This is a genomic window from Methylobacter sp., assembly GCF_004322395.1.
In the GTDB taxonomy this organism is placed as follows: Bacteria; Pseudomonadota; Gammaproteobacteria; order Methylococcales; family Methylomonadaceae; genus Methylobacter_A.
Map to the genome: position 1 here is coordinate 14,851 of NZ_SCTW01000105.1, position 14,000 is coordinate 28,850.

The 14,000-nt window shown below is 45.7% G+C and carries 15 protein-coding genes; 8 read left to right on the top strand and 7 right to left on the bottom strand.

Going from position 1 to position 14,000, the window contains the following annotated elements:
- Positions 1–71 precede the first annotated feature (71 nt).
- Positions 72–1,040, bottom strand: a complete 969-nt coding sequence (bioB, locus tag EPO18_RS14645) for a biotin synthase BioB (protein WP_292434451.1) — start codon at positions 1,038–1,040, stop codon at positions 72–74.
- Positions 1,041–1,119: 79 nt separating this feature from the next.
- Between bioB and EPO18_RS14650 the strand changes: the two genes are divergently transcribed.
- Complete coding sequence (locus tag EPO18_RS14650) at positions 1,120–1,821, top strand: ComF family protein (protein ID WP_363331515.1); 702 nt, start codon at positions 1,120–1,122, stop codon at positions 1,819–1,821.
- 127 nt (positions 1,822–1,948) lie between these two features.
- Here the strand turns inward: EPO18_RS14650 and rnhA are convergent, their stop codons facing one another.
- Together rnhA and EPO18_RS14660 are read right to left on the bottom strand one after the other, a co-directional pair.
- The gene (gene rnhA / locus EPO18_RS14655) at positions 1,949–2,404 is read right to left on the bottom strand and encodes a ribonuclease HI (RefSeq protein WP_292434453.1); all 456 of its coding nucleotides are present in this window, start codon (positions 2,402–2,404) and stop codon (positions 1,949–1,951) included.
- Entirely contained in the window at positions 2,397–3,116 is a 720-nt protein-coding gene (locus EPO18_RS14660) for a class I SAM-dependent methyltransferase (protein WP_292434455.1), read from the bottom strand. Before EPO18_RS14660 ends, rnhA begins: the two co-directional genes overlap by 8 nt.
- A 99-nt stretch (positions 3,117–3,215) precedes the next feature.
- Between EPO18_RS14660 and EPO18_RS14665 the strand changes: the two genes are divergently transcribed.
- A complete protein-coding gene (locus EPO18_RS14665; protein WP_292434496.1) occupies positions 3,216–4,844 on the top strand; it encodes a lytic transglycosylase in 1,629 nt (542 codons plus the stop codon).
- 262 nt (positions 4,845–5,106) lie between these two features.
- On the opposite strand, the gene EPO18_RS14670 is transcribed toward EPO18_RS14665, so the two are convergent.
- Complete coding sequence (locus EPO18_RS14670; RefSeq protein ID WP_292434457.1) at positions 5,107–5,697, bottom strand: DUF2780 domain-containing protein; 591 nt, start codon at positions 5,695–5,697, stop codon at positions 5,107–5,109.
- A gap of 275 nt (positions 5,698–5,972) precedes the next feature.
- Here EPO18_RS14670 and EPO18_RS14675 point away from each other — a divergent pair, with 275 nt between their 5' ends.
- The 4 genes from EPO18_RS14675 to EPO18_RS14690 all read left to right on the top strand — a co-directional run bounded on the left by EPO18_RS14675 (position 5,973) and on the right by EPO18_RS14690 (position 9,734).
- Entirely contained in the window at positions 5,973–6,917 is a 945-nt protein-coding gene (locus EPO18_RS14675) for an NAD-dependent epimerase/dehydratase family protein (RefSeq protein WP_292434459.1), read from the top strand.
- A gap of 15 nt (positions 6,918–6,932) precedes the next feature.
- Positions 6,933–8,156 (top strand): aminotransferase class I/II-fold pyridoxal phosphate-dependent enzyme, encoded by a 1,224-nt coding sequence (locus EPO18_RS14680; protein WP_292434461.1) that lies wholly within the window; start codon positions 6,933–6,935, stop codon positions 8,154–8,156.
- A 114-nt stretch (positions 8,157–8,270) separates the two neighbouring features.
- Positions 8,271–8,945, top strand: coding sequence for a PAQR family membrane homeostasis protein TrhA (gene trhA, locus EPO18_RS14685; RefSeq protein ID WP_292434463.1), 675 nt, complete (start codon positions 8,271–8,273; stop codon positions 8,943–8,945).
- Between the two features lie 402 nt (positions 8,946–9,347).
- Positions 9,348–9,734 (top strand): hypothetical protein, encoded by a 387-nt coding sequence (locus EPO18_RS14690; protein ID WP_292434465.1) that lies wholly within the window; start codon positions 9,348–9,350, stop codon positions 9,732–9,734.
- A 272-nt stretch (positions 9,735–10,006) separates the two neighbouring features.
- Here EPO18_RS14690 and EPO18_RS14695 read toward each other — a convergent pair whose 3' ends face one another.
- Positions 10,007–10,825: a class I SAM-dependent methyltransferase gene (locus EPO18_RS14695; RefSeq protein ID WP_292434467.1), complete on the bottom strand. Its 819-nt coding sequence runs from the start codon at positions 10,823–10,825 to the stop codon at positions 10,007–10,009.
- 382 nt (positions 10,826–11,207) lie between these two features.
- Between EPO18_RS14695 and EPO18_RS14700 the strand changes: the two genes are divergently transcribed.
- Entirely contained in the window at positions 11,208–11,339 is a 132-nt protein-coding gene (locus tag EPO18_RS14700; RefSeq protein WP_472850904.1) for a CsbD family protein, read from the top strand.
- A gap of 91 nt (positions 11,340–11,430) precedes the next feature.
- On the opposite strand, the gene EPO18_RS14705 is transcribed toward EPO18_RS14700, so the two are convergent.
- Positions 11,431–12,003, bottom strand: a complete 573-nt coding sequence (locus EPO18_RS14705; RefSeq protein WP_292434468.1) for a CAP domain-containing protein — start codon at positions 12,001–12,003, stop codon at positions 11,431–11,433.
- A gap of 981 nt (positions 12,004–12,984) precedes the next feature.
- On the bottom strand, positions 12,985–13,368 hold the full coding sequence (locus EPO18_RS14710; protein ID WP_292434470.1) for a DUF6632 domain-containing protein: 384 nt from the start codon (positions 13,366–13,368) through the stop codon (positions 12,985–12,987).
- Between the two features lie 303 nt (positions 13,369–13,671).
- Between EPO18_RS14710 and EPO18_RS14715 the strand changes: the two genes are divergently transcribed.
- Positions 13,672–13,962: a cupin domain-containing protein gene (locus EPO18_RS14715; RefSeq protein WP_292434472.1), complete on the top strand. Its 291-nt coding sequence runs from the start codon at positions 13,672–13,674 to the stop codon at positions 13,960–13,962.
- Positions 13,963–14,000 lie beyond the last annotated feature (38 nt).

Sequence of the window (14,000 nt, forward strand, 5' to 3'; positions counted from 1 at the left end):
GACACGAAATAAATTGTTTCGAGTATTTTCGTGCTTTTCGTGTTTTTCGTGGATCAATAGATTTTTCAAGATCAAGCGTAACTTGAACCGCCGGAATGCACGCCCAGCCGATCAAACAAAGCCAAATCATGGTTAGTCATCGGGTTATCGGTCGTCAACAATTTATCGCCATAAAAAATCGAGTTGGCTCCGGCCAGGAAACACAGCGCCTGCATTTCATCGCTCATATTATTGCGCCCGGCGGACAAGCGCACCCGCGACTTGGGCATCATGATTCTGGCAACGGCTATGGTCCTGATAAAGATGATTGGGTCCAGCGATTCGGTGCCCATCAGCGGCGTGCCTTCAACCTGCACCAGCATATTGACCGGCACGCTTTCAGGATGCTTGGGCAGGTTTGCCAGTTCGATTAACAGCTTGGCGCGGTCGACATCGCTCTCGCCCATACCGACAATGCCGCCGCAACAGACGTTAATCCCGGCATCCCTGACCCTTGCCAGCGTATCCAACCGATCCTGGTAGGTCCGCGTGGTGATGACTTCCGAATAATAATCTTCCGAGGTATCCAGGTTGTGGTTGTAATAATCCAGGCCGCCTTCTTTTAGCCTGATGGTTTGAGCATCGGTCAGCATCCCCAAGGTTACGCAAGTTTCCATGCCTAACGCCTTGACACCCTGAACCATTTCCACGACCCGTTCCACATCCCTATCTTTAGGCTGGCGCCAAGCCGCGCCCATGCAAAAACGCGATGCGCCTTGATCTTTAGCCTGTTGCGCTGCCTGTAAAACCTTATCAATCGGCATTAACGCCTCGGGCGTTAAATCGGAATCGTAACGGGCGCTTTGCGGGCAATAGCCGCAATCTTCCGAACACGAGCCGGTTTTAATGCTCAACAGGCTGCTAATCTGAACTTCATTGGGATCGAAATTTTCTCGATGCACGGTTTGCGCCTTAAAAATCAGGTCATTAAAAGGCAACGCATAAAGCGCTTGCACTTCGTCCAATTGCCAGTCATGGCGAATTGCAGGGTTTGCAGACATTCTGTTAAGCTCCAGTTTATGAGGTACGAAGTCCATCAGTCGCAAACGACGATAAACTTGTCAACCCGTTTAAATAAAAATGGTATACAACTGGATCAATATTATACAGGATTGCCTGCTTCCGCCTACCTGCATCTTATGCGGAAACCCCGGATACGATTCTCGCGACATTTGCCATTCGTGCTACACGCACTTGCCTCGAAATAATCTGTGCTGTTATCGATGCGCCGAAATATTGGAAACGCCCACCACAGCCCCGGTACTATGCGGCCGCTGTCTTAGCAGACATCCGGCTTTTGACGAAACTTATGCGCCGTTCATTCATCAAGGAGCTATCAAGCATTTGATCGGCAACTTAAAATTCGGCGCTAATTACAAGAATGCACGCTTACTCGGCATGCTATTGGTCGGCCACCTGAGGCAAACCGCTGAACTGCCCGATTTGATTTTACCGGTTCCGCTGCACCTTTCCCGTTACCGCCAGCGCGGCTTCAACCAGGCCATAGAAATCGGCAGAACCGTAGCCAAAGAATTAAAGATTCCGTTGGATCTGACCAGTTGCAAACGGCACCGGGACACGCCACACCAAACCCAATTATCGGCCAAAAAACGCCGTAAGAACCTGAAAAATGCGTTTTCCGTGATCAAACCCATCCATGCCCGGCACATTGCGATACTTGATGATGTGATGACTACAGGTTCGACAGCCCATGAACTGGCTTATGTTTTGAAAGAAGCAAGCGCTAGCCGGGTTGATGTTTGGGTCTGCGCCAGGGCTTGATTTACAATCAGTTCTGCGCGTCAGCTTGCTGTTTCGATAATAAGAAATATTCACCATGAAGGACATGAAGTTTTTTCTTCATGTCCTTCATGGTGTTGTTTATAATTCACATAAACCAGCTATTTTATTATTTACAAGCATCTGCAACCCGTAATGAATCAATACCCAGATTAGCCAGCTCATCCGCCCTATCGTTATCTTTATGGCCTGAATGGCCTTTTACCCAGACCCACTCGATATTGTGCCGCTGTATCGCAACATCCAGCCTACGCCACAGGTCTTCATTTTTAACCGGCGTTTTGGAGGCGGTTTTCCAGCCGCGTTTTTTCCAGTTACTCATCCATTCGGTAATGCCTTGCAATACATATTTCGAATCGGTATTGATCTGCACGGAGCAAGGCTTTTTCAGTGCTTCCAATGCCTGGATCGCCGCCATCAGCTCCATGCGGTTATTAGTGGTTTCGGGGTCGCCGCCATAGAGTTCTTTAACGACTCCTTTGTAGCTGAATATAACTCCCCAGCCGCCGGGCCCCGGATTGCCTCTGCAAGCGCCATCGGTATATATAGTGACAAGATCACTCATGTCTGTTTATCTGTGTTGTTGGCGCGTGAAGTGGATTCGGCATAATTAAACGGGGGTTTAGTATTTTTACTGGGGTTAATGGGATCAGGTTGTAACGGCGCTTGATTGCTTTAATCGCATAGGCGGTCGATGTGAGCGAGTGCCCTCGGGTTATAAATTTTCCATAAGTCGATTTTACCGTATCCAACTTAAACTCCGATGATACTGTTACTTCAAAATTTAATAGTTTTAGCCAGTCCAAAATCCTTGAACGGGAAATAAAATGCCCTCCCCATGAATCGGCCATTTTTTTATCCCACAAATACTGGTATCTAATCCACAGACTCCAAGGATTGAAATTCAGTATGACTAATATGCCTTCCGGCTTCAAAACACGTTCGACTTCCCGCATGGTTTGAAACCGAAAGGCGTCAAATTCCAATAAATGCGGAATTATAATCATATCGACACTGTTGCTCTGCAAGGGCAGGCTATAAGCTTTAGCCTGGATTTTTCTCGCCTGATTGCAGCCTAAGCTTTTGGCATCGAGTATCGTAAAACTCTTGTATAAAGAACAGTCGATGAACTCACTTTCCCAGTCCAGCCCGCCAATCTGCAAAATGGTCTGTTTACAACTGACGGTAATAGATCGTTGTAAATAGTTAGCTTCAAGCTGTTGTAGCAGTTTGCCTCTAGGGGTTTGGTACCAGGCAAATAAGAAATTACGTTTCATATGCGTATCTTATAGTATCTAACTTTGATGATTTTCAATAGAAACAAGCTATAATGGTGACATCCTAATAATAAACTTTATTCTTAAAAGGCTTAGATGATGTGCTTTAACTTTAACAGATCAGTTAAACTTTTATTAATATTGATCTTTTTAGTCGTAACAGGCTGCTCTACAACATCATCTTTTAACGATAGACCACCCGACTCCACCGAACTGGACAACAGCTATGTGAGACATTCCCTGCATCCATTCGGCAAACAAAAATATAATGTATCCTCAAAGTACAAAAATACCGTTTGGGAACGGTTAATATCGTTATATTCTCTGCCCGACATTCAAAATGAACGAGTCGATCGCGAGTTAAACTGGTATTTAAGGCACCCGGGCTATCTTGCCAGAGTTCAGCAACGGGCGGAACCCTATCTGCATCTTATACTAGACGAAGTCGAAGCCAAAAACATCCCCGGAGAACTGGCTTTGTTGCCAATAGTCGAAAGCGCCTTTCTGCCGGAAGCGTATTCAAAAAGCGATGCGTCGGGACTTTGGCAATTTATACCAGCCACCGGCCGTTTATACGGACTGCAACAAAATACCTGGTACGACGGCCGCCGCGATGTTTACGCATCAACCAAAGCAGCAACCTCTTTTCTCAAACATTTAGGCGAAACTTTCGATGGCGACTGGCATCTTGCGCTGGCCTCTTACAATTACGGCAAAGGTAATATAAGAAAAGCTATCGAAAAAAATGAAAACCTCAATCTGCCAACCGATTATTGGTCGTTAGATCTCCCCAAGGAAACGGAAGACTATGTGCCGCGATTGCTGGCTATCGCCAAAATATTTGCTAATGCCGATAAATACAACATCAATTTACACCCCATCCCCAACAGGCCTTACTGTGAACTGGTCGATGCTAAATCCCAACTGGATTTAAACAAAGCGGCGGAACTGGCCGACGTGCCGCTTAATGAGTTTTTAAAATTGAATCCCGGCTTTAACCACTCAAGCACCGCGCCGCAAGGACCGCATCACTTGTTGATTCCGGTTGCCAAAGCGCAATTATTCAAACAGAATCTGGCTCAACTGCCTTATGATGAGCGGGTCGATATGAAGCGTTATCACGCCGAAACAATGGCTGAGACGATGGCGCAAATTCGACATGATGAAATCCGGACTATACCGAACCAACACAAAGTTAAAGCCGGTGAAAACCTTGTATCTATAGCCGATAAAAACAATACAACACCTCAATCGATTCGTCAGGCCAACCACTTGACGAGCAATTCCATCCACTCCGGCATGATATTAAAAATGCCGACGCCGCAAAACTCGTCAGGCACGCTATCCACAACTAAAACTAAACCCGGAAGCTCCCAAATCTATGTCGTAAAACATGGCGACACACTCTGGAATATCGGGCAAAAGTTTTCAGTTAGCGGTAAAGACATTGCCGATTGGAATAAACTCAACTCGAAAACGGCATTGGTTTCAGGCCAAAAACTGTCGATTAAAGCCTCCAATCAACAGGCTGTAACTTCAAAGGCTGTAGCCTCACTTGCTTCGGCTGGGATTCGTTCGATTAGTTATACCGTGAAACAAGGCGATTCACTGGCGCAAATTTCCCGTAAATTTAATGTCTCAATCGCAGATCTGCGCAAATGGAATCCACCGGCAATAAGCAATTCTCTTACTCCAGGAAAAAAACTGAAAGTTATTCTTAATACTTGATTTGCGGTTGATACGTTTGGATGACATGAGGTTTTTACAAACGTAAAATAACAGCGCCCCAGAAAGCAGCATCAAGATAATGATATTGATGCTGCTCATTCACTACTGCCCGGCTTGACATTGTCATCCTTGACTCTCGATTCCGGCGCAATGTTTCCGAAACGGTGAGTTATTTAGACCCTTATTCTTCCAAAGCTTTCTAAAAGCGCAATCTTGCCGCCTATAGTAATTTTAGATACAGCCATAGGCATACCGAATTAAATCAACGCCCGATTAATGCGGCGCTTAAGGTATTAACCAAAGCCTCATTGCCATGGGCTTTAACATAATCGATCACCACCGGGATGAATTGCTGCACCATCGCGGGCGACATGCCCTGCTGCTGAAAAGCGGAAACTACAGAAATCAAATTCCCCGCAGTCCCGCCCACACCCGAAGCACCTGCTATTGAAGACAAGCGTCCCGCTAAACCGCGCGGTTGCGATAGAACTGGCGCAGCTCCCAGCATTTCCTGCATACCCGGAACCGATTGCTCCAACTGGTTAAATGCATCCGGCTGCATCTTGTTTTTAGCGATCTGAAACAAAGCACCTGCACCGCCTTGAGCCTGAGCCCCAGTCACGCCGGTCCGCTGCACCAACAACTCGGTCAAACTGTTCGTTTGCATAGTCTGGGCTGCATTAACAGCTTGTTGACCCTGTTGCACTACTTGACCTGCGTTATTCGCCTGGCCATTGACGTTACTATTGACCTCCTTAAGCACATCCTTCCAATTTGCGGCATCGGCATTTTTGACCGCCGCTACAGAAAGTGCCAGCGATGCACATAACGTTAAAATAGTCTTGGGCTGCATATTTTTCCTCTCATTAAATTTGATCATGATTCAAGATTAAATAATATCAAATGAAGCTTATATTACAATTAAACGCCTCGGGCCGCACCGCTCGCTTAAAGCGATGCAACGGCACAATATCTAATGGGCAAGGCAATATAAAGATAAAGGCAGAGTATTGATTCATCAAACTGAAAAATCAGTTAGATTCTAAGAACATTTTACGATTTAATGCTTCGAAACAGGCATAGGCCGACGCAAAGCAATCCCCCCTTAACAAAGCAGCGAAGGTGCAGATGAAAAAGATACTGGTAACGGGTGCAACCGGGCAACTTGGTTCGGAATTAACGATAACCTTGCGCAATAGATACGGCGCCGAAAATGTGTTCGCTGCTGCCGATAAAAAGCCGGCCTTGAACGAACTAACGCAATCCGGACCTTATTATTGCCTTGATGTGCGCGATATGCCGGTACTCAACCAAATCGTAGAAACTAACAACATCGACACGATTTTCCACCTCGCTGCATTGCTTTCCGCGGTTGCGGAACAACAGCCGCAACAAGCTTGGGATGTCAACATGAACGGCTTAATCAATGTACTGGAGATTTCCAGAATGCACCAATGTGCGCTGTTCTTCCCCAGCTCCATAGCTGCTTTCGGCACAGAAACCCCGTCTATGGATACCCCACAGGATACCATCCAAAGGCCGACAACTATTTATGGCATTACCAAAGTTTCAGGGGAACTGCTTTGCGACTATTATCATCATCGCTTTGACGTCGATGCCCGCGGCTTACGATATCCGGGATTAATTTCCAGCAAAACCAAGCCGGGCGGCGGCACGACCGATTATGCGGTGGATATTTTTTATGCGGCGATTAAATCGCAACATTATGAGTGCTTCCTTCGAGCCGATACGCAACTGGATATGATGTATATGCCCGACGCTATCGATGCCGCTATTACCTTAATGACAGCGGACAGCACGCAGCTAAAACACAGAAACGCGTTCAATGTGACGGCCATGAATTTCACCCCCCAACAGTTGGCCGCAGAAATACAAAAACACATTCCTGAATTCACCATCGCTTACAATGTTGATCCATTGCGGCAAGCGATTGCCGATTCCTGGCCCAGACACATGAATGACAGCGCCGCCAAAGCCGAATGGGACTGGCAGGCTCAATTCGATTTGCAGGCAATGGTCAAAGACATGCTGGAAAAAATTGCGCTCAACTAATAAACGGAGGCGTTTATGTCACTGAAAAAATTAGAACCGCTGTTGACCGACAAATTAACCGAATTACAAAAACAAGGTGTATGCAAAGGTAATGAAAAAATCATTACCGGCATGAAAACGGCTAGTGATGGTTTCGGCCCTCGGTATTTTCTTGAAGGCTACGGCGACAGGGCTTTCTTGCGCATGAATTCTAACTCCTATCTGGGGCTTGCCACGCATCCGCAGGTCGTCAAAGCGGAAGCTGAAGCCGCTGAAAAATTCGGCACCGGCCCCGGAGCGGTCCGCTTTATCAGCGGCACTTACCAAGCGCATATTAAGCTGGAGCAAAAGCTGGCCGAATTTCATGGCCGTGAATCGGCAATGCTGTTTAGTTCCGCTTATACGACGATGACCGGCGTATTACCTCAATTTATTTCTAACGACACTTTAGTTGTCAGCGATGCGCTGAATCATAACTGCATTATCAATGCGATACGATTATCCCAACCCGCAAGCAAAGAAATTTATGCTCATGCCGATTTTGATGCCTTGGACAAAATCCTTGAAACATACAAAGGCAGGATCAAACGCGTTTGCTTGGTTACTGACGGAATTTTCAGCATGCGCGGCGATTATGCCGATCTCAGTAAAATAAACGCCCGCTGTCAACGGCATGAAGATACGTATGAACAAGGGATTATTACTATTGTCGACGATTCTCACGGCGTTGGCGCTTTTGGGCAAACCGGCCGGGGCACGGAAGAATATAGCCAAGGCAGGGCGGATATTTTAATCGCTACGCTCGGCAAAGCCTTTGGCGTTAATGGCGGCTACGTCGTTGCCGATTCGGTGGTCATTGATTATTTACGGGAAACCTCGCCGTCTTATATTTATTCGAATCCGATTACACCGGCTGAAGCGGCCGCGGCAAGTGCCGCTTTAGACATTGTTACCAGTGATGAAGGCTTACGTTTACTGGATAAACTGCGGGTATTTAGCGTTCGCCTCAGGTCGGGACTTGAACAACTGGGCTTTGAAACTTTACAAGGAGAGCATCCTATCGTACCGATCCTGATCAGGAATACAGAAAAAACATCGGCGTTGGTCGAATATTTATTAGCGAATAATATCCTGGTTACAGGCTTGAATTACCCGGTTGTCCCTCAAGGCGAACAGGAAATCAGGTTACAGGTTTCAGCAGAGCACACGGAAAAAGATTTAGACTATTTATTGGCAAAGCTGACTGATTTTAAGCAATAGCGAACTGTCCCGATAGCTGTTGATTGGTAGGTAAGTCACGGTCTTGTAAGATTATCTTTTTTGAGAATATTATTTCTTGAACGCTGCAAGATAAAGTTGGAGGTATTTTTCACTATGTCAGCTATTTATCCCGTGTTTGGTTTTACTCACCCTTTGAGTTCAATAACTCACTTTTTAGGTGCGATATTTTTTACTTATCAGGCCATCCTCATGCTTCGGCAGGGCAAAGGGTCGAGCATCCGCATCATCTCACTGGCTGTATTTTCCGGTTCCTGTATTTTTTTATTACTGGTTAGCGGTATTTATCATTTGTTGGCGATGGCCGGAACCGCGCATACGGTTTTTCAACGGCTCGACCATGCGGCGATTTTTCTAGTTATCGCCGGCACCTTTACGCCAATACACTGCATTCTCTTTACCGGATTTTTAAGATGGGGATTTCTTGCTATCGCTTGGGTTCTGGCCATCAGTGGTCTTATCGTAAAAACAATTTTTTTTACATCAATACCGGAATGGTTAGGCTTGTCTTTCTATCTGGGTCTTGGCTGGATGGGACTGTTAATGGGGTTTCATCTGTGGCGAAGATATGGCTTTGCTTTTATTCAGCCGCTGGTGCTTGGCGGCATTTTCTATACGGTAGGGGCAGTTATTGAGTACCGCCAAAAACTAACAATACTTCCCGGCATAATCGGCCCCCATGAGATTCTACATATCACCGTGCTTTTGGGCATAGGTTTTCAGTGGTGGTTTATTGCCAAGGCATTGGATCAGGTCCCGGTTCCTAAGTAACGAGATAACGTCATACCGGCATGGATTGGCTGAAGAACGACCATTAAAAACAGCCTTTTCCTGCAATACATAACAAACCGCTGTTGGTTCAGCCATTTCCGGCGCATACTTGACTGCGATACGGAAGTATCGAACAGCGCTTCAAGTTGGGCGCGTCCCAGAAGCGATTGGATCATTTGATGCGCGATATAGTTCTCCACAGCGCGTAAGCCAGTCCCTTATCCTCAAAAATCATTTGGCATTAAAAAAATAGCTGATGTATGGCATTCAGCTCAATAGCGATTCACATGATATAGGCAATAGCGCTTATTGATCTAAGCAATTGAATTTCCTATCTTATAGATACTCGTACAGCACCAGTCGGTTTTTTAGGATTATTTAAATTAAAATAGGAAAGTAAACATGAAAAGAATAAATCTAGCGGCAATTTTATTGATTTTATCCGCATTTGCCGGCGCTGTTTATGCCGATATTACCCTGCAATCCAAAGAAGAAGTAGAGGGCACTTGGAAGCTGCAATCCACCAAAAACTCTTTAACCGATAAAGAACCGATTCCGAGGGAAGATACCTGGGTATTTAAAGGTGGCAAAGTAACGATCTTACATATTCCGCGCGACGGAAAATTCTATGATCAACCGCCGGTAAATTACGAAATAGAAGACGGTAAATTAAAAGTTGCTCTGCTGGGTAATGACAGGTTTGACGTATTTACTTTAGTGGAAAAAGACGACAAGAGCATGACCCTGAAAGGAAAATTTGGCGGCTATTATTACTTTGTAAAAAAATAATATCTTAACTTAGGTTCAAGCGAGGCATGTGCCTCGCTTGAACCTAAAAAACGCAGTTAGTCCACGAAAGACACAAAAGAAATTACTATGTTCCATTGATTTAGTCATTCACCCTTTGGGTGACTACCTGCAACGGGTATCTATTTGAATTTTTTCGTGCTTTTTGTGTCACCTAAAGCGCCTACTTTTGATTTTCGTGGATCAAATGATTTTTCTAGATTGAACGGTTTTGCGTTGGTTAAGAGTTCAGGCATCGTAAAACGTAAGGAGTATTAAACCTTGTCGGCAACCGCATAAAGTACATTTGCCTGAACCTCTTGAATCCGAGCATTCGAGATAAATGAAAAATTCGCTTGACGAACATACTCGACCATTTCCGGTTCCATTTGCTCGATGGTACCTCGATAACCCGATCCGAGCAGCGTCGTCCACCAGTCTTCTGCCGATGCTATTGGGTGATTTGCTTGCTCGGCCACGATCAATGGCTCGGGCACCCCAGCTTCGTTTAACATGGCGCAGAGAGTGGACGGTTCGGAGATACGATCCCATGGGTTGAAGCCCTTGTATAGACTGGGTCTAACATCGCGAACCGCGTTCCAAAATACCGTGTTACCCGGTTCAAAGAAATCCGGCCCCCATGTGGTAATTGCAAGTTTTCCGCCCGGGCGCAACACGCGCCATAGCTCACGAATAGCTGCCGGAATATCGGGTACAAAAAATATTCCGAACACACAAACCACCGCGTCGAAGCTGTCGCCTGCAAAGCCGGTATCAAGCATATCGCCAAGCCGGAATTCAACGTTATTTAAGCCTTGGTTTTTCGCTTTGACGCTGGCAAGGTTAAGCAGTTTTTCCGCAACATCGATTCCAATAACATGGCCGTTGTGTCCGACTTGCTCGGCCGCAGGTAAAGCAGATGCTCCGCTGCCGCAGCATACATCAAGCACCGATGCGCCAGGTTTTAAATCGAGACGATTGACGGTGTTGCGACCGAACCGGTCCCAAAAGGTATTGGCCGGATGGTCGAACAAATCGGATGCGGCATTATAAGCAGCGGCTGCTTTAGTCTTTGCTTCATTCAAGTCAGTCATAAATTTTCTCTGTTGGTTAACGTAATATATTGAGCTTCTTGTTTAACCGTTTGCACGATAATGCCCTTGTTGTGTATGGGAATGAAGCCGCCAATGAGCAATCGATTTCAAGTATCTATATTTTAAATTATCTAAATCAAATCCTTACCTGCCGTGCTAAAGCCATAAATACTTGTGTGCGGCAAAGTACAGACCGTTTCCGATATTGAGCTTATGTTTTTTTTTAAGTTTACGACGAAGCATATAGTTCGTCTCTAACTAATCTTCCTGTAATGGGAATTTTTTCTTTGATATGACTTAAGGAGAATAGCCATGGCTTGGGATCAAATAGGAAGGCAATTGGAAACAATTTAAAGGTAAAATAAAAGAAACCTGGGGTGATTTGACTGATGACGAACTTGATCAAATCGCAGGCAAGCGAGATGTGCTGCTAGGTAAAATCCAGGAGCGTTATGGAATGGGAAAAGATGAAGCGGAACGACGGCTCAGAGATTTTGAAGATCGAATTCATTGACCGAAACGTGCTTAATAGGACAAAAAATTTCGTAGGATGCGTTTTGAACTCATCGCATCCTACGACCCTTCGGGTTTTCTAAAACGCTCAGTTAAAACATATCCTCCGTGACATAAATTTCGTGTCCTGAAATAGTAACTCCAATGCCTTGCTGATCGTAGTCCGGCGACAGGATATTTTTTCGATGCGGCGGGCTGTCCATCCAACCCTGCACGGTCGATTGCGCAATTTCTTCCTGAGTCTTCCAGGCGTATTCTTTTTTTACCGCGACACCGTTTTCTTTAATCGTAACGACCTTATCGTAAAGATTATTCATAAATATATTTTCACCTGGACCGACTGCCCAGGTATTGGCGTCGCGTTGCTTTTTCTTGTTCCAACCCAGCTTTTGGGCTCGCTCGACGGGACCTTCCCCCTGCAAATTCGTGTGGCTAAAAAAATGATAGCTCGCCATGTCGCTGCTATGCTGGCGGGCAATGGCTGCAAGTAGCTCATCCCTATCCAATTGGGACAATCCGTGATTTTGCCGCACCCGGTTTATCTGTTGGTGAATTTGGCGTTCAAGTTCAGCAGCAGTTATCTTCGGCGGCGCGCCAGCATCGGCTGCTACCGGATAATGAGCAAGGCCGAGGCAAAAAATGAGCGTGGATAAAATTCGTTTCATAATCTTGATATAGGAAAAGCTGTGTAAATAAGGAAAATGTTGTGGGGCATTTGGTGTTCGGAAAAAGCGTCAAGTCTTGATTGATACATAATCGAGTTTATTTTGAAGAAAGCATAAGGAAAAATCTGGAGCTTTTTTGTGTTAACCAAGTAATTTATCGTACTCTGCATGGCTGCCAATCCAAAGCCATTGTACACCTTTTGATCAACTGGGAGGCGTGGTTGCAAGCCCAAACCATTACAAATCAACAACCGGACGGGGCATGTTGTCCCGTCCGAAACGTAAGGCGGCAATTAAATATAGCCGCTCAGCTCAGACATCCCAAAAACGTTAGGGACGAGATTGCAAACCCCATCCCGCTTGGAGGAACTTTTTCCGTTAAGGAACAACATTCCGCCAGACAGGTGAACATTCCCTAAGTAATGAACGGGGACCGGCAGGATGGGTGCAGTAATACCGGTAGCCGGGCTGCTGTTCTATGAGCGGAGGCTCAATTCTTCGCCATCCTGACGGACATTCTCTCACATAGGGATAGTAACCTGCAGGATCTGAACAATAGTCCAAATTGCTCGGTGCAAGTGGTTGGGAGTATGGCGCAGTCCCTTGATCTATATAAGCTGGGGGAGTCGATGGCGTTATAGTACTCGGCGAGGAATAATAGGGAGAAAAGGAATAGTAAGGCCAATAATAGAAGTCTGGTAAGGAAAAGGATGAAGATGAATCAGCAACAAATCTAATCTCACCATGGTCATGGCGACGGAATCCTTCAAGGCGTTCGACTCGAATAAGACTCCCTCCACGTTCCCCGCCTCCATCACGAGCCGTGGAACTTTCGCCAGTTAACAACATGATAAAGATCACGAGTACAGCTGATAGTCTTCTGAATATCATATCGTCGTTTCCTCATCCCCAAAAGCGCTGGGCTGGATTGTTTAACAGCGACCTGTTAAAGCATAAAATGAACACGCCTTACAGCATTCATTACGCCTCAGCGCTTTTGGGCATGAGATACCACAGGACAAATGCCACCAGAAATAAAGCCGGCACATCGCCCAGTAGATTTGCCCGTTCTGTTTCATCAGCAATAGCCTGAACAAGCATTATTCCAGCGTGGACAATGCTCGACCAGACCGTGAACCATATAAGACTTGCATTGGCTAAAGGATCTTTCGCCGCCCGTATTAAAAAAACTCCCAACGTGGCGTAAACACCCATAATCATCTGCTCGTATTCCGGTTGCCGCGGCATCCAAGCCCAACCCGCAGGCCACGCCCACATCATCAGCACAGGAACTCCTGCGATGAAAATGATGCCAACCGCAATAAGAACACCTTTCAAATACCTGAGTCTTTCTTCTTGTTGCATGAGATTTGGTTTTCCTGTGCAAAAAACAGCGTGGCGACAAACATCACCCCCGCAAGACATAACCATTAAGTCATGGTTTCTTGATTCTAAAGAATGCCAAGCAATGTAGCCTCTGCTACATCGAATAACTATTAGTACAAATACAGAGTTGTGGATGCAGATTGGTAAGATGCGGCGTACAAATTGCCGCCTGTAATTCTGTAATATCAGAGCCCACCTTAAGCAATTATTGGTAGCAAATAGCACAAAGTCAGGCCTAATGCTAAAATCGTTCCTCAATAATTTTAATTTTTAAGGCAGAACATGAGCAAAATTACCATCGAACACAATCCTAGTGAAGAGCGATTAAAAGAGCTTGGAGTTTCCGGCTGGGAAATCTGGGAAAAAGAAATCTCAAAATTCCCGATAGATTTTGATGAAACTGAATGCGCCTATGTGTTGGATGGCGAAATTCTGGTAACGCCGGCAGGCGGAGAGCCGGTACGTATTCTGCCTGGTGATCTGGTATCGTTCCACGCAGGACTGGATAGCCAATGGGAAGTGGTCAAGCCATTGCGTAAGCATTACAGCTACGACTATCCCAACGGGATTTAAGGCATTTAATTGTGCAGCTATTGCTGTACTAATTGACC